This is a genomic window from Mesorhizobium sp. WSM3873, from assembly GCF_001672445.1.
Classification (GTDB): domain Bacteria; phylum Pseudomonadota; class Alphaproteobacteria; order Rhizobiales; family Rhizobiaceae; genus Mesorhizobium.
The window spans coordinates 128035-147448 of sequence record NZ_LYTM01000009.1; the positions used below are offsets into that span (position 1 = coordinate 128035).

At 64.9% G+C, this 19414-nt stretch carries 18 protein-coding genes; 9 read left to right on the forward strand and 9 right to left on the reverse strand.

What is annotated here, in order from left to right:
* Positions 1–17: 17 nt before the first annotated feature.
* Positions 18–953, reverse strand: a complete 936-nt coding sequence (locus A9K71_RS08410) for a DMT family transporter (protein ID WP_066993129.1) — start codon at positions 951–953, stop codon at positions 18–20.
* 213 nt (positions 954–1166) lie between these two features.
* Here A9K71_RS08410 and A9K71_RS08415 point away from each other — a divergent pair, with 213 nt between their 5' ends.
* On the forward strand, positions 1167–2057 hold the full coding sequence (locus A9K71_RS08415; protein ID WP_066993132.1) for a LysR family transcriptional regulator: 891 nt from the start codon (positions 1167–1169) through the stop codon (positions 2055–2057).
* Between the two features lie 99 nt (positions 2058–2156).
* The gene (locus A9K71_RS08420) at positions 2157–2687 is read left to right on the forward strand and encodes a dihydrofolate reductase family protein (RefSeq protein WP_066993135.1); all 531 of its coding nucleotides are present in this window, start codon (positions 2157–2159) and stop codon (positions 2685–2687) included.
* A 45-nt stretch (positions 2688–2732) separates the two neighbouring features.
* Here the strand turns inward: A9K71_RS08420 and A9K71_RS08425 are convergent, their stop codons facing one another.
* The 8 genes from A9K71_RS08425 to A9K71_RS08460 form a co-directional block, all read right to left on the reverse strand.
* Positions 2733–4052 (reverse strand): HlyD family type I secretion periplasmic adaptor subunit, encoded by a 1320-nt coding sequence (locus A9K71_RS08425; RefSeq protein ID WP_066993138.1) that lies wholly within the window; start codon positions 4050–4052, stop codon positions 2733–2735.
* A 3-nt stretch (positions 4053–4055) separates the two neighbouring features.
* Positions 4056–5813, reverse strand: a complete 1758-nt coding sequence (locus tag A9K71_RS08430) for a type I secretion system permease/ATPase (RefSeq protein ID WP_066993141.1) — start codon at positions 5811–5813, stop codon at positions 4056–4058.
* A 51-nt stretch (positions 5814–5864) separates the two neighbouring features.
* On the reverse strand, positions 5865–7376 hold the full coding sequence (locus A9K71_RS08435; RefSeq protein ID WP_066993144.1) for a family 16 glycosylhydrolase: 1512 nt from the start codon (positions 7374–7376) through the stop codon (positions 5865–5867).
* A 357-nt stretch (positions 7377–7733) separates the two neighbouring features.
* Entirely contained in the window at positions 7734–8525 is a 792-nt protein-coding gene (locus A9K71_RS08440) for a pyrroline-5-carboxylate reductase dimerization domain-containing protein (RefSeq protein WP_066993147.1), read from the reverse strand.
* Between the two features lie 293 nt (positions 8526–8818).
* Positions 8819–9523, reverse strand: a complete 705-nt coding sequence (locus tag A9K71_RS08445; protein WP_066993225.1) for an SDR family oxidoreductase — start codon at positions 9521–9523, stop codon at positions 8819–8821.
* 121 nt (positions 9524–9644) lie between these two features.
* Positions 9645–10880 (reverse strand): patatin-like phospholipase family protein, encoded by a 1236-nt coding sequence (locus tag A9K71_RS08450; protein WP_156752613.1) that lies wholly within the window; start codon positions 10878–10880, stop codon positions 9645–9647.
* 168 nt (positions 10881–11048) lie between these two features.
* A complete protein-coding gene (locus A9K71_RS08455; RefSeq protein ID WP_066993153.1) occupies positions 11049–11492 on the reverse strand; it encodes an SRPBCC family protein in 444 nt (147 codons plus the stop codon).
* A 113-nt stretch (positions 11493–11605) separates the two neighbouring features.
* The gene (locus A9K71_RS08460) at positions 11606–12505 is read right to left on the reverse strand and encodes an SMP-30/gluconolactonase/LRE family protein (protein ID WP_066993156.1); all 900 of its coding nucleotides are present in this window, start codon (positions 12503–12505) and stop codon (positions 11606–11608) included.
* A 105-nt stretch (positions 12506–12610) separates the two neighbouring features.
* On the opposite strand from A9K71_RS08460, the gene A9K71_RS08465 reads away from it, so the two are divergent.
* From A9K71_RS08465 to A9K71_RS08495, 7 genes are all read left to right on the forward strand, one after another.
* Positions 12611–13330 carry a FadR/GntR family transcriptional regulator gene (locus A9K71_RS08465; protein ID WP_066993159.1) on the forward strand — a complete coding sequence of 240 codons (720 nt, stop codon included), beginning with the start codon at positions 12611–12613 and terminating at the stop codon, positions 13328–13330.
* Entirely contained in the window at positions 13330–14532 is a 1203-nt protein-coding gene (locus A9K71_RS08470; protein ID WP_066993162.1) for a mandelate racemase/muconate lactonizing enzyme family protein, read from the forward strand. The genes A9K71_RS08465 and A9K71_RS08470 overlap by 1 nt, the downstream gene beginning before the upstream one ends.
* Positions 14533–14571: 39 nt before the next feature.
* Complete coding sequence (locus A9K71_RS08475; protein WP_066993164.1) at positions 14572–15549, forward strand: sugar ABC transporter substrate-binding protein; 978 nt, start codon at positions 14572–14574, stop codon at positions 15547–15549.
* A gap of 158 nt (positions 15550–15707) precedes the next feature.
* Positions 15708–16685 carry an ABC transporter permease gene (locus tag A9K71_RS08480; protein WP_066993166.1) on the forward strand — a complete coding sequence of 326 codons (978 nt, stop codon included), beginning with the start codon at positions 15708–15710 and terminating at the stop codon, positions 16683–16685.
* Positions 16686–16688: 3 nt separating this feature from the next.
* A complete protein-coding gene (locus A9K71_RS08485) occupies positions 16689–17420 on the forward strand; it encodes an ATP-binding cassette domain-containing protein (RefSeq protein ID WP_066993169.1) in 732 nt (243 codons plus the stop codon).
* Positions 17421–17430: 10 nt separating this feature from the next.
* Positions 17431–18186, forward strand: a complete 756-nt coding sequence (locus A9K71_RS08490; protein WP_066993171.1) for an SDR family oxidoreductase — start codon at positions 17431–17433, stop codon at positions 18184–18186.
* Positions 18173–19057 carry an aldose 1-epimerase gene (locus tag A9K71_RS08495; RefSeq protein WP_245299559.1) on the forward strand — a complete coding sequence of 295 codons (885 nt, stop codon included), beginning with the start codon at positions 18173–18175 and terminating at the stop codon, positions 19055–19057. Before A9K71_RS08490 ends, A9K71_RS08495 begins: the two co-directional genes overlap by 14 nt.
* Positions 19058–19414 lie beyond the last annotated feature (357 nt).

Here is a 19414-nt window from a genome sequence, read left to right on the forward strand (position 1 = left end):
CTTGTTGTGTCGCGTGATTATCCGGCAGGCTGCTCGCATGAGCTCAGACGCGCCTTGTCCTTCGATGCAGCGCTCCTCGATGAGGTCAGCCAGACACCGAACAGGGTCACCGCCAGGCCGAGGAACATCGCTCTCGATAGCGGTTCGCCGAAGATCAGCCACGCCCAGAGCATCGTCACCGGCGGGCTGAGATAGACCACGCTGCTGACCTGTGCGGCGGTGTAGTGGCGCAGGCTCATATAGTAGACGCCGTAGCAGAAGAAGGTCGAGAACAGCACCAGCCACGCCATGCCGAACTGGAAAGGCGCGTCGAGCGGCGGTGTCAGGCCGCCGTTCCATTCGGCGCAGGCGGCAAAGAGGATCGCCGCCGTCAGGCATTGAATGCACAAGCTCTGATGGATGGGCATATCGATCGTCCTGATCCGCTTCTGCACCACGGTCGCCAGGGCGAACACCAGCATGGAAGCGACGGTGAGGACATAGGCCCAGACCGGTGCTTTGCCGAGACTGAGGCTGTCCAGGGAGACGATAAGGACGCCGCTCGCGCCCAAGGCCGTTCCGATCCATTGCCTTGCGCTCAGCCGGTGGCCGAGAATGGGCTGCGACAGCGCCGCGATGGCGAGAGGCACAAGATCGGAGATCAGCGCGACGAGGCCGGTCGGAACGCGCTGGCCGATGGCAAGGGCGAACCCGCCCAGATAGAGGAACATCGTCGCCACGCCGAACGCCATTTGCTGCGCCAAGGCGCGCCCGCTGATGCGCCGCCCGATCAGGAGAGCAAATGGCAGCAGGATCAGTCCGGACAAAAAAGTCCGCCAGAACAGGACCAGCATGACGTCGGCGTTCTCGCTGGCGTAGCGGATGCCGACGAAGCCGGAGCTCCAGCTTAGGACCAGGGCTGCCGCCACGCTCGGCCATACCAGAGGATGAGGCTTGTTCTGCAGGAGCGTCATGGGCTGTCTTTATTCGAGCGGTGCGCCATGCTCCTGAAGCGGATCACCAGCGCTGTCTGGCGCAGACTTATGGCTGCACACTCGCTGCCTTGCACATGACAAATTTCGATAGGCTCATGAAACAGCCACGAACAATGACATAAATATTTGCCCGAAAACCCGGCTCTGTGTCAGAGGTTTGGTGCGGTGCTTTCATTGCAAGCGAGGATTGTCATGGCTGGAATTATGAGCCGCCGTCTGGATGTCGATGCCCTGCGGGCGCTGGTCGCGATCGAGAAACACGGCGGTGTCACCCGTGCGGCCGAAGTTCTTGGCTTGTCGCAATCGGCCGTCAGCCACAAGATGAGGCGGCTGGAACAGAACCTCGACTGCGAAATCCTCAGCCGGAAGCCAAACGCGCCGCTGTTCACCACGGCCGGGCACGATCTCCTGGGTTATGCGCGGCGCATCCTGGGTATTCATGACGAGGCGGTACTGAGCCTCTCGAAAAGCACGCTGCAAGGCAAGATCGCGCTGGGAATGACCGAGGATACGACCTGCACGGATCTCTCACGCATTCTTGGCCGGTTCCGTAGGCTTCATCCCGAGGTGAGCGTCCGTACGCAAGTGCGCATGAGCCTCGTCTTGCGGGAGCAGCTCAGCCAGGGGGTCCTTGACGCCGCGATCGTCCAGCTGTTCCAGCACGAGGTTCGCCCCGCCGACATCGTCCTCTACCGCGAGACGCTGCACTGGGTGAAGTCGCCGGATCTGGTCCTGTCGAAGGAAAAGCCGATCCCGTTCCTGTCCTTCGACGAGAACTGCTTCTATCGGCGCTGGGGTCTCGATCTCGGGCAGGACGAGGGAACCGTGTTCGAAACCGTGTTCGAATGCTCCAGCGCAGCCGGCATCGTCGCCGGCGTGACCTCCGGGCTCGGCGTCGCGCTCTTGAGCCAGCGGCACCTGCAACCCGGCATGGAGATCGTCGACAAACACTTCCCCAAACCGCCGGACCTGGCCTATGTGATCAGGCGCGCGCGCAACTCCCGAAATCCCGCGCTGGAGACTTTGGTCAGGGAGATCGAAGCCGAAGTCAAACGCTACGGGGCGCTTCAGATCGCCGTTTGAAACCGTCGTGCTGGCCAGGAGCGCGACAAGGCCGTCACAGATCACGCAGCGGCGCGATTCACCGGTATCCTGAAAAGAAGGCTGGAATGGAATATTAGCATGGCGAAGCTCGTCTTCGGAATGAATCAGTCACTGGACGGCTATGTCGACCACGAGGCATTTGCGCCCGATCCCGCGCTGTTTCGTCACTGGATAGAGCAAGTGCGCGGCCTGGCGGGCAGTGTGTACGGCCGTCGCATGTACGAGGTGATGCGCTACTGGGACGAAGACTGTTCTGAGTGGACCCCTGAGCTCCGCGAATTCGCGACGGCGTGGCGGAGCCAGCCGAATTGGGTCGTGTCGAGCACGTTGCTGTCGGTTGGCCCCAACGCCACGCTTGTCGAAGGTGGCCTGGCGGAGGTGATACGTGACCTGAAGGCTCGGCTCGCTGGAGAGATCGCCGTTTCCGGGCCGGACCTGGCGCGAAGCCTGACCGACCTCGGGCTTATCGATGAGTATCGTCTCTACATCCATCCCGTCGTGCTTGGTCACGGAAAGCCATTCTTCGCCGGCCCCCGGCCGCGGCTCCGGCTCGTGGCCAGTGATTTGATCGGGGAGGAAGCGATCAGGTTGACTTATGTTCCGGCGTAGGCACGCAACTCCCCGACGGACTGGCGCGTCGGGCGGAGCGCCCGCTCACCTCTCCGCAAACGCGCGGGCGAACGAATCCACCATCGGCCGCGCCAGATACTCGAAGAAGGTCCGGTCGCCGGTGTTGATGAAGGCTTCGACCGGCGTTCCCGGATAGAGTTGCTCCGGCTTGACGCCGGGCGGGAGCGCGTCGGCGATCTTCAGCTTGGCGCGGAAATAGGGTTCGTGGGTAGCCTGGTCGATCAGCCGGTCGGCCGAGATCTGCGTCACGGTCGCCGATACCTCTGGCGTCAGCCGCGTGTTGAGCGCCGACAGCCTGAGCTTCGCCGGCTGGCCGACGCGCACCTGATCGACGTCTTTCGGCCGCAGCTTGGCATCGACGTTGAGGCCCGATGCGGTGGGCAGGATCTCCATGATCTTTTCGCCGGGCGCGATCACGCTGCCTTTCGAATTATAGGTGGAGGACACCACGATGCCCGCCGCCGGCGCCTTGATCGTCGTGCGCTGAAGCACCGCTTCGGCTGCCCTGATCTGCTCCTCGATGTCGGCGAGGTTGGTGCGGACCTCGTCGAGCTTGGTCAGCGCTTCCTCCACGCGCTGCGTGGTCAGCCGCTCGACCTGCACCTGCGCCTCGACGATCTGGCTGTTGGCCCCTGCAAGATTGGCCTCCAGCGCGCCGGCCTGGCCGACCAGATCGGCTTCCGAACGCAGCAGCTGCGAATATTCGGTGCGGTTGGTGAGGCCCTTGTCGAGCAGGCCTGTCTTGATGCCGAGCTCCTTCTTTACCAGATCGGCCTGCTGCTGGATGGCGAGCTTCTGGGCGTTCAAGCCCACGACCGACTCGCGATGCATGGCGACCCGCTGCGCCATGATCGATTGCTCCGACCGGAACCGGGCGAGCCTGGCGTCGAACTCCTTCTGCTGCTCGCGGATGAGGTTTTGGAAATCCTGCTGGAACGGCGCCGACGCTGCCTCGGTGATCGGCGCGAGCCTGTCCAGCCCGTCGCGCTCCGCCTCCAGCCGCGCCATGCTCGCCTTGAGCGCGATCGACTGCCTGGTCAGACGGTTGAGCTCGGCTTGCGCGGCCGTCCGGTCGAGCAGGATGAGGTCCTGGCCCTGCTGCACCCGGTCGCCCTCGCGGACCAGCAACTGCTGGATGATGCCGCCCTCGGGCTGCTGGATGAGGATGTTGCCGCCCGTCGCCGAGATCGTGCCCTGCGTGATCACCGCGCCGGACAGCGGCGCGCTTACCGCCCAATAGCCGAAGCCGCCCGCGAAGAGCGCGATTGCCGCATACCCTATGAAGGCCACGCGCCGGAAGTCGGTGCGCGGCTGTCCATCCCAGGCAAGGCTCTCGATCGTCATCGTCTAGGATCCGAAGCGGATGCCGTGCGTGCGGATCATCGGCGCGAATGATCCGGTCACCACCGTGCCCTGCTGGGCGGCCGGGGCGTTGCCGGCGCCGCTATCGACAGTGGACCGCCGCAGCACCTCGGCGCTCGGGCCGAAGGCCTCGATCACACCACCGCGCAGAACCATCACGCGGTCGCAGGCCGTTGCGATGGACGGCCGATGTGTGATCACGAGGATCGTGACGCCGGCCGCCCGCGCGGCGACCAGCACCACTTCGAGCGCCGCCTCGCCGCTGCCGTCGAGATGGGAACTGGGCTCGTCGAGCACGAGAATGCGGGGGTTGCCGTAGAAGGCGCGCGCCAGCCCGATCCGCTGCCGCTCGCCGCCCGAGAGCGTCCTGTCGGAAGGGCCGATCATCGTCTGGTAGCCGTCGCGCTGCGCCAGGATCAACTCATGCGCCTGGGCGCGCCTGGCGGCCTCGACGATCGCGGCGTCCTCGGCCTGCGCGTCGAAGCGGGCGACATTGTCGCCGATCGTGCCGGGAAAGAGCTCCACCTCCTGCGCCAGGTAGCCGATCTGTCGCCCGAGCTGTTTTTCGTCCCAGGTCCTGAGGTCGGCGCCGTCGATCCTCACTGCGCCCCCGGTCGGCTGCGCGGCACCGACAAGCAGCCGCGCCAGCGTCGATTTGCCGGCGCCGCTCGGCCCGACGATCGCCACCGCTTCGCCGGCGCCGATCTGGAAATTCAGCCGCTTGAGAATAGGTTCGGTGCCGGGCTGCGCGTTCGGTGCCATGAAGAAAACGTCCTGCACCGAAATCGCGCCTAACGGATCGGGGAGCGCAAGTTTCCGCTTCTCGGCCGGGTGCGCAGCAAGCGCCGTCTCCAGCCGCTTCCAGGCCCGCTTTGCCTCGACGATTTGCCGCCAGGCGCCGATCAGCTGGTCGAGCGGCTGCAGCGCGCGCGACGACACCAGCGAGGAGGCGAAGATCATGCCCGCCGTCATCTGCCCCTCGAGCACCAGCCAGGCGCCGGCGCCGAGGATGGCCAGCTGCAGCATCATGCGCAGCGCCCGCGAGGCGCCGCTGAAGATCGCATTGGCGCTCGAGGAACGGTCGTAAAGCGTGAGCGCTGCCCCGACATGCCGTCCCCAGACCCGAGCGGCGTTCTCGACCATGCCCATGGCGCGCAGCGTTTCGGCATTGCGGGCAAAGACCTGTTCCGCATGGCTCGCCAACGCCGAGCGTTCCGCGGACATGGCATCGTTCCGGCCAATGGCGAGCTGGTTCGCGACGACAAGGACAAGCAGAAGCACCGCGCCGGCGACTGTCACCCAGAACAGCACCGGATGGATCAGATAGAGCAAGGCGAGGAAAACGGGCGCAAAGGGCAGGTCGAACAGCACCGCCACGCCGCGCGACCGGACGAAGGCGCAGACCGAGGCCAGATCACGCAGCGGCGACAGGCCGCCGGCATATTGGGGCGCCAGCGACAGGGCGAATGTCCTTGCCCCGAGCTTCCTGTCGACGGCGGCCGCGACGCGCTGCGTGTAGACGGCGCGGATCGCGTCCAGCAGTCCGAGGAAAGCGAGCGCAAGAACCGCAATCGCCGACAGATAGACCAGCGTCTCGACGCTGGAGGAGGGCAGCACGCGATCATAGACCTGCAGCAGATAGAGCGGGATCACCAGAAGCAGGATGTTGATCAGCAGCGAGAAAACGCCGACATCGGTGATGGCGCGCAGGAACACCGCCCGCAGGCTCGACGGTGCAGTCATATCGGCCGCCGCTAAATCATCCCGGGACATCGAACCGATCGCCTGAAAATCTTAAGCGTGGCCCCCAAACTCGGAACCGTGATGCAGCGTGCTGCTGCCGAAGCTGTGCGTGGCAGTGCTGTGCGTTGCGGTGGCGGTGCTGGCGGTGCTGCCGGTGACGACCAGGGGGTTAGCCTCTACAGCGTCCAGCGTATAGGCGCGGATGTAGTCGATCTTCATCTCGGCCGGTGTGGCAAGATGATCCGGCGGCGCGCCGGCCTGGCCGCCGATCGCAAGGTTGACCAGCATGTACATGGGCTTGTCCATGTCCGAGGGCGTCGCCGCTTCCGCGACCTGCACGCCGTCATAGGTCCAGACAAGCTTGTCCGGCGTCCACAGCAGGCCATAGGTGTGGAAACCGGCAGTATCCATCACATTCACCGTGGACCCGACCATGGTGTGCGTCCCCGTTTCCATCGTATGCGCGGTCATCAGAAGCGAGTTCGGGGTCTGGCCGTATCTTTCGACGACGTCCAGCTCAGGCGGCCACGAGCCATCTTCCGGCAGCAGCCAGAAGGCCGGCCAGGCGCCGGCGTTCTCCGGCAGGTCGGCGCGCATTTCGAAATAGCCGTATGTCTGCGAGAAGCTGTCGTGCGTGGTCAGGATGCCGGACGTGTATTCGTAATTGTTGATCAGCGGCTTGATGTCCGCCGGCGCTTGCGCCGCGGTGATGGTGAGCACGCCGTTGTTCACGCTGAACGGGTGGACCGAGCTCGTCGGCGCGTAATTGGCGTCGATATACCATTGCAGCTCGTTGTTGGTGGCGAGCGTGCTGCCGTTCGGCGCGCCCCACCAGAAGTTGGTATCCCACGTGCCGCCTTGGCTGTTGTGGAGGTTCAGCGCGTTGAAGTCGTCACTGAAAGACAGCGCCATGTCGGACTTGTCGATCGGCAGCTGGAATTGGCTGGGCTGCAGCTTGTCGATGGTCGTGTCCTTGAACATGAGGATCTCGCCGGATCCGAGGTTCAAGATGACGTTCGGTCCCGCCTGGATCATGTTCGAGTGGATGGCGTCGAAGGAAGTGAACCCATAGCCATCGAGACGGACGCTGTCGGTCGCGGCAAAATTGGCGATCAGGTCGCTTCCGTTGCCTTTCGCGATGATGAAAGTGTCGTAACCGCCGCCGCCATCGATCAGCACATCATTGCCCTTGCCGCCGTCCAGCGTCTGGTGGCCGGCCTTGGCGGTGATGATGTTGTCCAGGTCGTTTCCGAAAGCGTAGTTCTTGGCGTTGGTGACGATCAGGTTCTCGACATTGTCGGGAAGCGTGTAGCTCATCCATGTGCTGATGGTGTCGATGCCTGCCCCATAGCCCTCGGCCACCTTGTTGCCCGCGGCATAGAGATAATAGATGTCATCGCCGTAGCTGCCGTGCATGGTGACATTGACGCCGGAAGCTCCATAGAAGGTGTCGTTTCCGGAGGTGCCCCACAAGTCCGGTCCGGACCCCGCCGCCGAGTACCAATGGTTGGACGAGCCGCTATATGGGAGAGGAACGCCTACGGCGTTGACGAAGCTGCTCATCGGACAACCCTCCTCGCAATACACGGCTTGCTTGAATCGGCGATGCGAACTCAACCGATTCGCTAGCGGGTCAACTTGTAATTCCGGGTATCGTTCCAAGGAATTGTGTAATAGTACAGAGAAAATTTGCCGTTCAGCGATCAATTATTCGCAAGAAAAGAGAGTGAGAACGCCCTAATACAATTTGCACGCGAGGGCTCACTCAGTTTTACACAATATTACTAATTTCTTTTATCAAAAATTAAGCATCGCGGCGCGAGGAGTTCGCGTAGGCGGCACGACTCACCTGAACGGCGGGGCCCGATCCGGCGGATGCTCGCCTGATGCATTCCGCGCTCAAAGGGCGGCGTCGTCGGCTCACGCCTTGCCCATCGCGATCGACTTCAGGAACGCGGCCGCCAGTCCCTTGGCAACGGCCTGGTCGAAGCCTGCTTCGCGCATCGTCTCGATCGCGGCCGCTGTCGTGCCGCGATAGCCGAGAAAGGCCTCGACCGTATCGGCCGGTGAAGCGTCGTTGAGCTCCAGCAGCCGGCCGGTTCCGGTGAGCACGGTGTTGACCGCGCGGCGCGCGACCTCCGGCTTGAGGCCGAAGGCCACGGCGTCGCGCATCATCGCCTCGGCGAGTAGGGCAGGGAAGGCGGGGCCAGAGCCCGTCAGCCCGGTGAGATAGTCGATGTCGCGCTCGCTGCCGACCTCATCCTCAACGCCGCAGGCTCCGAAGATCGCGCGCACGGTCGCGCGATCCAATTCGGTGGCGTCGCCGCCCGCGATCCACGGCGTGTAGGATTTGCCGACCTCGGCAGCCGCGTTGGGCAGCGTGCGCACCACGCGGCCGGTGCCGTGCTTCTCGCCGATCTCGGCCATCCGGATCCCGGCCATAACCGAAATCACCAGCTTGCCCTTGGCATCCAGCTCGAGCGACGGCCAGTCCTGCGGCCGCACGGAAAGCATGATGACGTCCGAGCGGTCGGCGAGCGCCTGGTTGTCGTCGCTCCAGAAGACGCCTGGAAAGCGATCCGGCTTGGTGCTCCGATAGGAGAGGGTGAGGTTCTCCGCTCGCACCACGCCGGCCGAAAGCGCGGCACCCGCGATCGCGCCGCCCAGCCAGCCGGCGCCGCCGACAATGCCCAGCCTGAGTGAAGCGCTCATTCGTGTCTCCCTTGCAGTCTTAAGGGTGCGGGAGGCGGCGGCCATTGTCCAGCAGTCAGCCGCAGCCGCGTCAGTCCGCTATCGACCGGGCTGGAAAAACCAGCCTGCCGCAAGGCCCGAGCGCCGACAGCGCCATCGCAACGGTCGAGAGCCAACCGGACAGGGCTGCGTTCCCGAGCATGGGCAGGGAGAGCAGTGGATACGAAACCTTTGCGCCGGCTCCCTCCTGCCATCGGAGGGCGTTCGCCGGCCACGCATTGCCGGCGAAACGACCCGCCTGCCGAAAACGAGCCTCAGTACCCCCGCATCAATCCACCATCGACGCGGATGTTCTCGCCGGTGATATAGGCCGCGCCGTCGGAAGCGAGGAAGGAGATCGTTGCCGCCACTTCCTCGGATGTGCCGTAGCGCTTCATCGGCACGCTCTGGCGGCGTTCCTCTACGCCGGGCAGGCTGTCGATCCAGCCCGGCAGCACGTTGTTGATGCGGATGTTATCGGCCGCATAGGTGTCGGCAAAGATCTTGGTGAAGGCGGCGAGCCCGGCGCGCGCCACCGCCGAGGTCGGGAAGGCGACGCTCGGCTCGAACGCCCAGGCGGTCGAGATGTTGATGATGACGCCCGCCTTCTGCTTCTGCATCACCGGCGTCACCAGGCGGGTCGGGCGCACGACGTTAAGGAAATAGGTGTCGATGCCCTTGTGCCAGTCCTCGTCGCTGATCTCGATGATCCGCGCGCGCGGCCCGTGGCCGGCGCTGTTGACCAGCACGTCGATGCGGCCCCAGCGTTCCAGCGCGCCGTCGGTCAGCCGCTTCAGATCCTCGTTCGACTGGTTGGAGCCGGTGACGCCGAAACCGCCGAGTTCGTTGCCCAGCGCCTCGCCCTTACCGGAGGAGGAGAGCACGCCGACCTTGAAGCCGTCGGCGGCCAGCCGCTTCGCCGCCGCCGCGCCCATGCCGCTGCCCCCCGCCGTCACCAGAGCTACTTTTTCTCCTGCCATGTCGCTGTCCATCCTTGTTGAAAGCGCCTCTGTTAGCACGCGGCGGTGCAGGGCACGAACCGGTTTGGATTGCGCCACGATGGCGATTGGCGAAAGCGGACGCGGAGTCCGAACGCCATGCTCACACGTTGAAACCGCTCATCAGCGCCTTTGACACCACCGCACAGCGTCCGGGCTTCACGTCGCCCGCCTTCAGTGGCACGCCCTTTCCAGCCGGCACCGCCGGCCGGTACCAGCTCCGCAGCGCCTGGTCGCTGGCGCAATAGCCCCAATTGACGAGATCGATCGTCTCCTCGCTTCCCAGGAAATGAAGCGACGTGCCGATATCGGCAGGCGCGATTGCCGCGCTTTGCACGAAGCTCGGCTCGGCGGCGTCAGGCTTGCTGGCGATCGACCAGTAGACGCCGCGGGTGGCGGCATAATCGGGCCGGGTCGCGTCATTGGGCAGGCCCTGGTCGTCGGCATCCTTCGCCGCCTGGAAGCGGGCGATGAGGTCGCGCCGCCTGAGCGAGCGCACCTGGTTGTCGGTGGTGTCGAGCACGCGCTTCAACTGCGAGAACCAGTTCCAGTAACCGGAGCTCGACGCCCGCCAGGGCGCGCCGGCGTCGCTGACCAACAGCCAGCGGCAGCGCTTCAGCGCCGGCTCGATGCCGTGATTGTCGTAGACGCCGCCATCGGTGAGCACGGCGCGGCCGGCCGGGACCGGCGGGCCGACGCTCGCGTCGAGCTTGTCGTTCTCCCACGCGAATTGCGTGAGGTCGAGCCTGAGCGGCGACAGAAACGGCGGGAAGGCGGACGACGCCGCGACCGCGGTCGCGACCGGCAAGTCCGCATGCTTGGCCATGCCGATCCGGTAATCGGCAATGTAGCGGTTGGACATGCGAAACAGCGAGCCGGTGCTGAGATTGCTCGAGCAGAACACGAACCACGGACGAGGGGTCAGGCTCTTCAGCGTCGGCACCTTGGCGTCGAACAGATGGCGCTCGTAGCAGGTGGCGACTTCGCGCGCCGCGCTCGAAAACGGGTTGAACACGCCCTTGAGGATCGACGGCGCGTCAAGGAAGACCTGCGAGAAAACGAGGATTCTTTCGACGTAAAGCTCGCGGAAATTCGTGGCAACGCCGTCGGCAAAGCTGAGGCGCGGCCAGAGAACCGCAAGCAGCCCGGCGGCGATTGAGCCGCCCGAGACCGAACTGACCATGTCGATTTTCTGAAGCAGGCCGGCCTCGTTCAGCCGGCAGAGCACGCCGGCATGGAACAGCATGGCGCGATAGCCGCCGCCCGACAGGCAGAGGCCGAGCTCGTAATGCTCGAACTTGTCGTCAGCCGGTGATGATCCTGCTCGAATCGGTTCCATCGCGCCCCCTCGTGCCTGTCTGTTCGGCATTCGAGCTCGGCTTTGCTCAATCCAGCCCAGCGCAGCCATTCTGGCAAGCGGGGGAAACGCGTAACGTCGCGGATTGGAAATCGGGCCGCGTGCCGGCCGCTCCGTCGCGGCCGGCTGCATAGACCCTGCGATCGATCTTTACTGATTGATCTCGGGCTCGACGAGCCTTGCCAGGTTCTTGAGCGACTCCTGCCAGCCGAGATAGCAGGCCTCGGCGGGGATGGCGTCCGGAATGCCGGCCTGGGTGATCTCCATCTCCGTGCCGACCGAGACTTTCTTCAACTTCACCGTCACCTGCATCTCGCCGGGCAGGTTGGGATCGTCGAACTTGTCGGTGTAGCGCACGAGCTCACCCGGCACGAGCTCGACATAGTCGCCGCCGAAGGCATGGCTTTCGCCCGTGGTGAAGTTGCGGAACGACATTTTGAAGTTGCCACCGGCCTTTGCATCCAAGTGATGCACCGTGCAGGTGAAGCCGTTCGGCGGCAGCCATTTCGCCAGCGCGTCCGCCTCGATGAAAGCGCGATAGACTTTTTCAGGTTTGGTGGAAAGCACGCGGTGCAGGCGGACAGTGCTGGGCATTTCGTTTCTCCTGTTGATTGCCGGTCTATGCTCCTATGACGAACGGTGATTGGCCAGTCCGACATCGATGGTGAAGTTTTTTGATCGCTGCTGCCGATCTCTCGATGGGGAGATTATCCGAACCGGTTGCCCTGCACGCCGCGCACGCCGGGCCTGAGCGCGAACAGGCCGCCTTCGAAGGGGTTGGCGTCGAGATGCTCGGCGCTCATCGTGAAGCGCGCGGAGGTGACGAACAGCGTGTCGAGGCCGGGGCCGCCGAAGGCGCAGCTCGTCGGCCAGCTGCAGGGCAATTCGGCGATCCGGTCCAGCCTGCCGTCGGGCGCGATGCGGGCGAGGCAGCTTCCGCCAACCACCCGGCAGTTCCAGATATAGCCCTCTGCGTCAAGGCAGGAGCCGTCCGGCAGGCCGCGCTCGAAGCCGGTGAAGAAGGGGAGCGCCCGGCCGAGCCGTCCCGCCTTCTTGTCCCAGTCATAGCTGTAGAGCGCATTCTTCGTCGTGTCGGCGGTGACGAAGCGTCCGTCGGGCAGCCACACCATCGTGTTGGTGATGCCGAACCGGTCTTCGCTGAGCGGCGTCGCTTTGCCGTCCGGGCCGACCCGGTAGAGCCGACCTTCATCGCTGGCGATGCGGACCGGCGCGTCGTCCGGGCCGATGTTGTTGGCCATCGTTCCGATCCAGAACGAACCGTCCGGCGCCACCACGCCCTCGTTGAGCCGCGTTCCGGGCCTGTCGGCCTCGATCGTCGCGAGCGCCCGGAACGGCCCATCGAAGTCCCATAGCGCGATCTCCTTGCGCAACCCGACGATCGCGCCGCCGTCGTTGCGCAGGCCGACCGAGGTCACGAGATCGGGCGTCTGCCAGCTTTCATGCGCGCCGCTCAGCGGATCCAGCCGATGGATCCTGCGGCCGATGATGTCGACCCAAACCAGCCTTTCGCGGCGCTCGTCCCACACCAGGCTTTCGCCGACCACGTCGCGCGCATCGAAGATCAGGCCGGCTTGCTTCTCGTGCATGGGGCGCCTCGGGGCAGGGTGTCACAAAATCACCTTGACATATATCTTTAAGCCGAACTATGAGCAATTCAACATCAACCTGTCATACAGGTGTTGAGGAAACGCATGCAAGAGCAGACGGACCCACCGGATGAACCGAGTCCTGGCCTGGTCAGCACGGCGATTCAGGCGATAACCCAGCACATCCGCTCGGAAGGCCTGGCACCCGGCGATCCGCTGCCCAGCGAGGCCGCCATGACGCGCCAGCTCAACGTTTCCCGAACGGTCGTGCGCGAGGCCTTCCGCTCGCTGTCGGCGATGCGGCTGATCGACATGAGCGCCGGGCGCCGCGCCACCGTCGCCAAGCTCGACACCGGCGCCATGTCGATGGTGATCGAGCATGGCATCACGACCCAGCAGATCAGCGTGCAGCAGGTCTATGACGTCAGGCGCACCATCGAGATGCGCACGGTGGCGCTGGCCGCGCTGCGCCGCACCAACGCGGAAGCCGCGGCGATCGCCCAGTCGGCCCGGCTGATGCGCGAGAGTTGCAAGAACCCCGAGACCGTCATGGAGCATGACATCGCCTTCCACGAAGCGATCGCGGCGGCCTCGCACAATCCGGTCTTTTCGCTGATCGTCACCGCCTTCAGCGGCGTGACGCGGCGCACCTGGGTCATCGGCTGGCGAACCCGTTCCTCCGACGAGGACCAGCTCAAGATGATCAAGGGCCATGAGGACATCGCCGACGCCATCCTCAAGGGCGATCCGCGGCTTGCGGCCGAGCATATGGCCGAGCATTTCGACAAGAGCGTCAAGGCGCTGATCGACGCGGGGATAGCCTGATGAAGATCCGCGCCATCGAGACCGTGCGCATCGAGGAACGGCCCAACCTGCTCTGGGTCGAGGTTCATACCGACGAGGGCATCACCGGACTCGGCGAGACGTTCTATCTATCGCGCACCGTCGAGGAATATCTGCACGAATATGTGGCGCCCAGGGTGATCGGCCGCGATCCGCTGGAGATCGATCTCCTGGCCGCCGATCTCGTCGGCTATCTCGGCTTCCGCTCCAGCGGCGCCGAGGTGCGCGGCAACTCCGCCTTCGACATCGCGCTGTGGGACATTTTCGGCAAGGCCACCGGCCAGCCGGTCGCGCAGCTGCTCGGCGGTTTCAGCCGTCGCTCGATCCGCACTTACAACACCTGCGCCGGCACCGAGTACATCAAGGACGCCAAGGGCCAGACGACGGCCAATTATGGCATCGGCGCCGGGCGCGATTACGACGATCTCAACGCCTTCCTCACCCGCGCCGGCGAGCTGGCCGAGGAATTGCTCGCCGACGGCATCACCGCCATGAAGATCTGGCCGTTCGACCACGCGGCGGAGAAGACGCGCGGCAACGACATCTCGGCGGCCGACTTGAAGGCGGCGCTCGAGCCTTTTGAAAAGATTCGCAAAGCCGTCGGCGACAGGATCGACATCATGGTCGAGTTCCATTCGATGTGGCAGCTCCTGCCGGCGATGAGAATCGCCGAGGCGCTCAGGCCCTACGCCACCTATTGGCACGAGGACCCGATCCGCATGGACAGTCTCGGCGACCTGAAGCGTTACGCCGCCGCCAGTCCGGCGCCGATCTCGGCCTCGGAGACGCTGGGCAGCCGCTGGGCTTTCCGCGACCTTCTGGAGACCGGAGCGGCCGGGATCGTCATGCTCGACATCTCCTGGTGCGGCGGCCTGTCGGAGGCCCGCAAGATCGCTTCGATGGCCGAGGCTTGGCGGCTGCCGGTGGCGCCGCACGACTGCACCGGTCCGGTCGTGCTCGCAGCGTCCACCCATTTGTCGCTCAACGCGCCCAACGCGCTCGTCCAGGAAAGCGTGCGCGCCTTCTACCGCACCTGGTACCGCGACTTGGTGACGGCGCTGCCCGAGGTGAAAGACGGCATGATCACCGTGCCGCCGGGGCCTGGGCTTGGGCTGGCGCTCAGTCCCGATCTTGGCAAGGCCTACACCGTCCACCGCCGGGTCAGCAACCAGACGGACATTTAGCCCAAGGCGCACATCTAAGATCCATAGGGAGGAACAAACATGAGAAAACTGACAGCAATGCTTCTGCTCGGCGCCGCCCTTATCGGCGGGCAATCGGCCGCCAAAGCCGACGGGCTCAACATCGTCTTCACCCATCATTCGTCGGCCTCGAACACATTCTGGCAGGCGGTGAAGAAAGGTTTCGATGATGGCTGCGCCAAGGTCGAGGCCAACTGCAACATGGTCTTCACCCAGACCGAGGGATCGATCGAGCAGCAGGTCGCGAACATGCGCGCGGCCCTTGCCGCCAAGCCCGACGCGCTGCTCACCTCCATCGTCGACGACCATGCCTTCGACGATGTCATCAAGGAGGCCCGCGACGCCGGCGTGGTGGTGATCGCCGTCAATGTCGACGACACCGAAGGCGCCAAGGGCAATGCGCGCCAGGCCTTCATCGGCCAGGGCTTCAAGCCAGCCGGCTACTCGCTCGCCAAGGCGATTTCCGAGAACTTTCCGAAGGATGGTCCGATCAAGGTGCTGGTCGGCATCTCGGCGCCGGGCCAGAACTGGTCGGAAACCCGCGGCGCCGGCGTCATGCAGTTCCTCGAGGAGTACAAGGCCGCTCATAAGGACCGCGACGTTTCGTGGGAGCGCATCGACAGCGGCACCGACCTCGCCATCACCTCCGACCGCGTCGGCGCCTATCTCAACGCGCATCCCGACACCACGGCCTATTTCGACACCGGCTTCTGGTGCGCCGGCGTGGCGCGCGTGCTGGCCGATCGCGGGGTCGCGCCCGGCAAGGTCCTGCTCGGCGGCTTCGATCTCGTGCCGGAAGTGCTGCAGCAGATGCAGAAGGGCTATGTCCAGGCGCTGGTCGACCAGCAGCCCTACATGCAGGGCTTCATGCCGGTGATGGAAGTCTATCTCAACAAGAAGCTCGGTCTTGCGCCTTCCGACATCGACACGGGGCAGGGCATCGTGCGCCAGAAGGACGCCGATGCGATCATGGCGCTGTCCGCGCAGGGCATGCGCTGAGGTCGCATGCCTTTGAGATTGGCCGAGACGCCCGTCACCGAAATGCTGGCGGGACATCACCCCCCTCTGTCCTGCCGGACCGTCCGGCAGGACAGAGGGGGGTGTGAAGGAACGCGGCGCCACAGTACCTTTCACAATCACCGCACCGGAGCCTTTCATTGAAGCGCCTGTTCAAGACCTATCTCGAGAAGCCGGAACTGGCCGGGCTGATCCTCCTGGTGCTGCTCATTGTCCTGTTCCAGGTCCGCTCCCACGGCGTGTTCCTGAACCAGGACAATCTGCGCGGCATCCTCGGCATTTTGCCGGAGGCCGGTCTCGTCGCCATCGGCGTTACCATCCTGATGATCAGCGGCGAATTCGACCTGTCGGTCGGTTCGGTCTTCGCGCTGATGCCGATGACGATGGCGGTGCTGATGGTGCAGGGCTGGCCGTTCCCGCTGGCGCTGCTCGCCGGGCTGCTCGTCTCGGCGGCCATCGGCTTCATCAACGGTTACGTCACCATCCGCTTCGCCATCCCGAGCTTCATCACCACGCTCGGCATGCTGTTCATGGCGCGCTCGCTCACCGTCGTCGTGTCCGGCGGCTTCCCGCCGCTGCTGCCCGCCGACCTGCCGACTTGGCTGTTCACTTCCTTCGTCGGGCCGGGCAACATGTTCCGCATGTCGTTTCTGTGGTTCGTCGCGGTCGCGGTGCTGACCTCGCTGATGCTGTCGCGCACCAATTTCGGCAACTGGATCAAGGCTACCGGCGGCTTCCTGCCGGCCGCCGCGGCGATGGGCATCCCGACGGCCAGGGTCAAGATCGTCTGCTTCATGCTGTGCTCGGTGCTCTCGGGCTTCGCCGGCATGCTGCAGGTGCTGCGATTGGGGTCGCCGCTGCCTTCAATCGGCGAGGGGATGGAGCTGCAGGCGGTGGCATCCGCCGTCATCGGCGGCGCCTCGCTCGCCGGCGGCATCGGCACGGTCATGGGCGGCATCATCGGCACGACGCTCATCCGGGTCATCGACAACGGCCTTGTGCTCAGCCATGTCGACGCCAACTGGTTCAAATTCGCCATCGGCTTCCTGACCATCTTCGCCGTCGTCGCCAATGCCTGGATGCGCAAGCGCGCCAAGGCCATCAAGATGGAGGGCTGAGCCGTGAGCGATGCCATCATCTCGGTGCGCGATCTGCACAAATGGTATTCCGGCGTGCATGCCCTCAAAGGCGTCACGCTCGACTTCAAGCGCGGCGAGGCGCTCGGCCTGGTCGGCGACAACGGCGCCGGCAAGTCGACCTTGATCAACATCCTGTCCGGCGTCCACCGCGCCGACCAGGGCGAGATCAAGGTCGAGGGCAGGGAGGTCAGCATCGCGACGCCGCGCGACGCGATGGATCTCGGCATTGAGACCATCTACCAGTACAATTCCATGGTCCCCACCATGTCGATCGCCCGCAACCTGTTCATCGGCCGTGAGCCGACCCGGTTCTCGATCCTCGGCGTAGGCATCCTCGACCAGAAGAAGATGGCCGAGGAAAGCGTGCGCGCCATCGCCAATGTCGACCTGCATCTGCGCTCCCCCGACGCGCTCGTCGGCGAGCTCTCCGGAGGCCAGCGCCAGGGCGTCGCGATCGCGCGCGCCATGCACTTCAAGTCGAAGGTAATGATCCTCGACGAGCCAACCAATCACCTCTCGGTCAAGGAGACCAACAAGGTGATCGGCTTCGTGCGCGGCCTGAAGGAACAGGGGGTGACAGGCGTCTTCATCAGTCACAACATGCACCACGTCTTCGAGTGCTGCGACCGTATCGTCGCGATGGCGCGCGGCGAGATCGTGCTGGACAAGCGCATCGGCGACACCTCGATCGACGAAGTCCATTCTGTCCTGTGAGGGTTAGGCAATGAAGGCGCTCGCTGGTCGTAAAGTGTTGCTGACGGGCGGCCTCGGCTCGCTCGGCCGGTCCCAGGCGGTAGCGCTGGCGCGGGCCGGCGCGCGCGTGCTGGTGCTCGACCGCCCCGACATCGGCGATGCCGAGCAGACGGTGGCGGGACTTGCCGGGCAGGCCAGGGGCGATATCGCCTTCGTCGGCTGCGATCTCAACCGGCTGGCCGAGGCGGAAGCGGCCGTTGCCGCGCTGGCGGCGAAGGAAGGTGGGATCGATATCCTGATCAACAACGCGGCGCTGATCATCAACCGGCCGTTCGAGCAGTTCTCGCTGGCCGAATATGAGGATCAGATCCGCGTCAATTCCTCGGCCGCCTTTGCGCTGGCGCGGGCCTGCGCGCCGGGCATGAAGGCGCAGGGCTACGGCAAGATCGTCAACTTCTGCTCGATCACGCTCAACGGCCGCTGGGACGGCTACGTGCCCTATGTCGCCTCGAAGGGCGCCATGCTCGGGCTCACGAAGTCGCTGGCGCGCGAGCTCGGGCCGCATGGCATCCGCGTCAACGCCGTGTCGCCGGGCGCGGTGGTCTCGGAGGCGGAGGCGCGCGTCTTCGGCGACCGGTTGAAGCAGTACAATGACTGGATCCTCGAGAACCAAAGCCTGAAGACGCGCATCGAGCCTGACAATGTCGCCGAGCTCGTGCTGTTCCTCGTCTCACCCGCCTCCGACATGATCAGCGGCCAGAACATCGCCATCGATGGCGGCTGGTGAGGATATGGCCGGCGCGGTCAAGCTGAACGACGGGCAGGCGAGGCTGGTGCTGGCGCCGGAGAAGGGCGCGGCGATCGCGCGCTATGACGCGCTGGTGATCGGCAGCGCGCCGGTTCCGCTGCTGAAGCCGGGCGATGGCACCGGCACGTCCGGCTGCCAACTCCTGGTGCCGTGGTCGAACCGCATCTCCGGCGGCGGCTTCACTTTCGACGGCCGCTTCCACGCCGTCGCGCCGAACATTCCGGGCGAAGCCTTTCCGATCCATGGCGACGGTTTCCAAAGACCGTGGCGGCTCGCCCGCCGCACCGTCACCGAGGCGGAGCTGGTGCTCGACGAGGGCGCGATCGGTCCTTACCGCTATGCGGCTACCGTGACCTATGCGCTGCAGGACGGCGCGTTGGAGGCGCAGCTGACGGTGGAGAACCGCGCCGGCATGCGCCTGCCTTACGGGCTCGGTTTCCATCCCTGGTTCCCGCGCGGCGACACAACGCTGCTCGGGGCCAAGGCGAGGCGCGTCTGGCTGGAGGACGAGCGCCATTTGCCGGTCGGCGTCGTGCCGCTGAGCGAGCGCCCGGCCTGGGATTTCTCGCGCTCCATCCCGCTGCCGTGGGACTGGGTCAACAACGCCTTCGACGGCTGGAATCGTCGCGCCTCGATCACGCAGCTCGAGGAGGGGATCAGGATCACGCTCACTGCCTCGCCGGAGCTTGGCGTCTATATCCTCTATTCGCCGTCATCCGACGCCGGCTTCTTCTGCTTCGAGCCGGTCTCGCACCCGGTCGATGCGCATCACGGCGAAGGGCTGACGGTGCTTGAAGATGGGCAAACGATGAGCGCGGCGATGCGGCTGGACTGGGCTGTGGCGGGTTGAGGGCAGCCGACCGGGCGCGTGATCTCCCCCCCTTGAGGGAAGATGGCGGCAGGCCAGGAGAGGGGCGCGAAGGATCGCGGCCGTTCGTCATCCTAGGGCGAAGCAAGGAGCGAAGCGACGCGCGCAGACCCTAGGATTGTTTGAGAAGGATCGGGTAGTTTGGCGGCCGGGACTGCGGCCCATCACAGCCAGCAGTCCCGGCGGCAGGCGACCGTCCCTAGGATCGGGTAACGCCCGACGTCATCATGGTCCCTGCCGTCTTGTCCGCCATCGCTTGGAGAGTTGATTGGCCGCTGGCTCGCGCCACGCCCGCAAACAATCCGAAGCCCTATAAGGATACCACCAGCATGGCCTTCT

Excerpts from the sequence above, each read along its gene's own strand:
- A9K71_RS08410 (WP_066993129.1), bottom strand. The coding sequence starts at position 953 with ATGACGCTCCTGCAGAACAAGCCTCATCCTCTGGTATGGCCGAGCGTG.
- A9K71_RS08415 (WP_066993132.1), top strand. The coding sequence starts at position 1,167 with ATGGCTGGAATTATGAGCCGCCGTCTGGATGTCGATGCCCTGCGGGCG.
- A9K71_RS08420 (WP_066993135.1), top strand. The coding sequence starts at position 2,157 with ATGGCGAAGCTCGTCTTCGGAATGAATCAGTCACTGGACGGCTATGTC.
- A9K71_RS08425 (WP_066993138.1), bottom strand. The coding sequence starts at position 4,052 with ATGACGATCGAGAGCCTTGCCTGGGATGGACAGCCGCGCACCGACTTC.
- A9K71_RS08430 (WP_066993141.1), bottom strand. The coding sequence starts at position 5,813 with ATGACTGCACCGTCGAGCCTGCGGGCGGTGTTCCTGCGCGCCATCACC.
- A9K71_RS08435 (WP_066993144.1), bottom strand. The coding sequence starts at position 7,376 with ATGAGCAGCTTCGTCAACGCCGTAGGCGTTCCTCTCCCATATAGCGGC.
- A9K71_RS08440 (WP_066993147.1), bottom strand. The coding sequence starts at position 8,525 with ATGAGCGCTTCACTCAGGCTGGGCATTGTCGGCGGCGCCGGCTGGCTG.
- A9K71_RS08445 (WP_066993225.1), bottom strand. The coding sequence starts at position 9,523 with ATGGCAGGAGAAAAAGTAGCTCTGGTGACGGCGGGGGGCAGCGGCATG.
- A9K71_RS08450 (WP_156752613.1), bottom strand. The coding sequence starts at position 10,880 with ATGGAACCGATTCGAGCAGGATCATCACCGGCTGACGACAAGTTCGAG.
- A9K71_RS08455 (WP_066993153.1), bottom strand. The coding sequence starts at position 11,492 with ATGCCCAGCACTGTCCGCCTGCACCGCGTGCTTTCCACCAAACCTGAA.
- A9K71_RS08460 (WP_066993156.1), bottom strand. The coding sequence starts at position 12,505 with ATGCACGAGAAGCAAGCCGGCCTGATCTTCGATGCGCGCGACGTGGTC.
- A9K71_RS08465 (WP_066993159.1), top strand. The coding sequence starts at position 12,611 with ATGCAAGAGCAGACGGACCCACCGGATGAACCGAGTCCTGGCCTGGTC.
- A9K71_RS08470 (WP_066993162.1), top strand. The coding sequence starts at position 13,330 with ATGAAGATCCGCGCCATCGAGACCGTGCGCATCGAGGAACGGCCCAAC.
- A9K71_RS08475 (WP_066993164.1), top strand. The coding sequence starts at position 14,572 with ATGAGAAAACTGACAGCAATGCTTCTGCTCGGCGCCGCCCTTATCGGC.
- A9K71_RS08490 (WP_066993171.1), top strand. The coding sequence starts at position 17,431 with ATGAAGGCGCTCGCTGGTCGTAAAGTGTTGCTGACGGGCGGCCTCGGC.
- A9K71_RS08495 (WP_245299559.1), top strand. The coding sequence starts at position 18,173 with ATGGCGGCTGGTGAGGATATGGCCGGCGCGGTCAAGCTGAACGACGGG.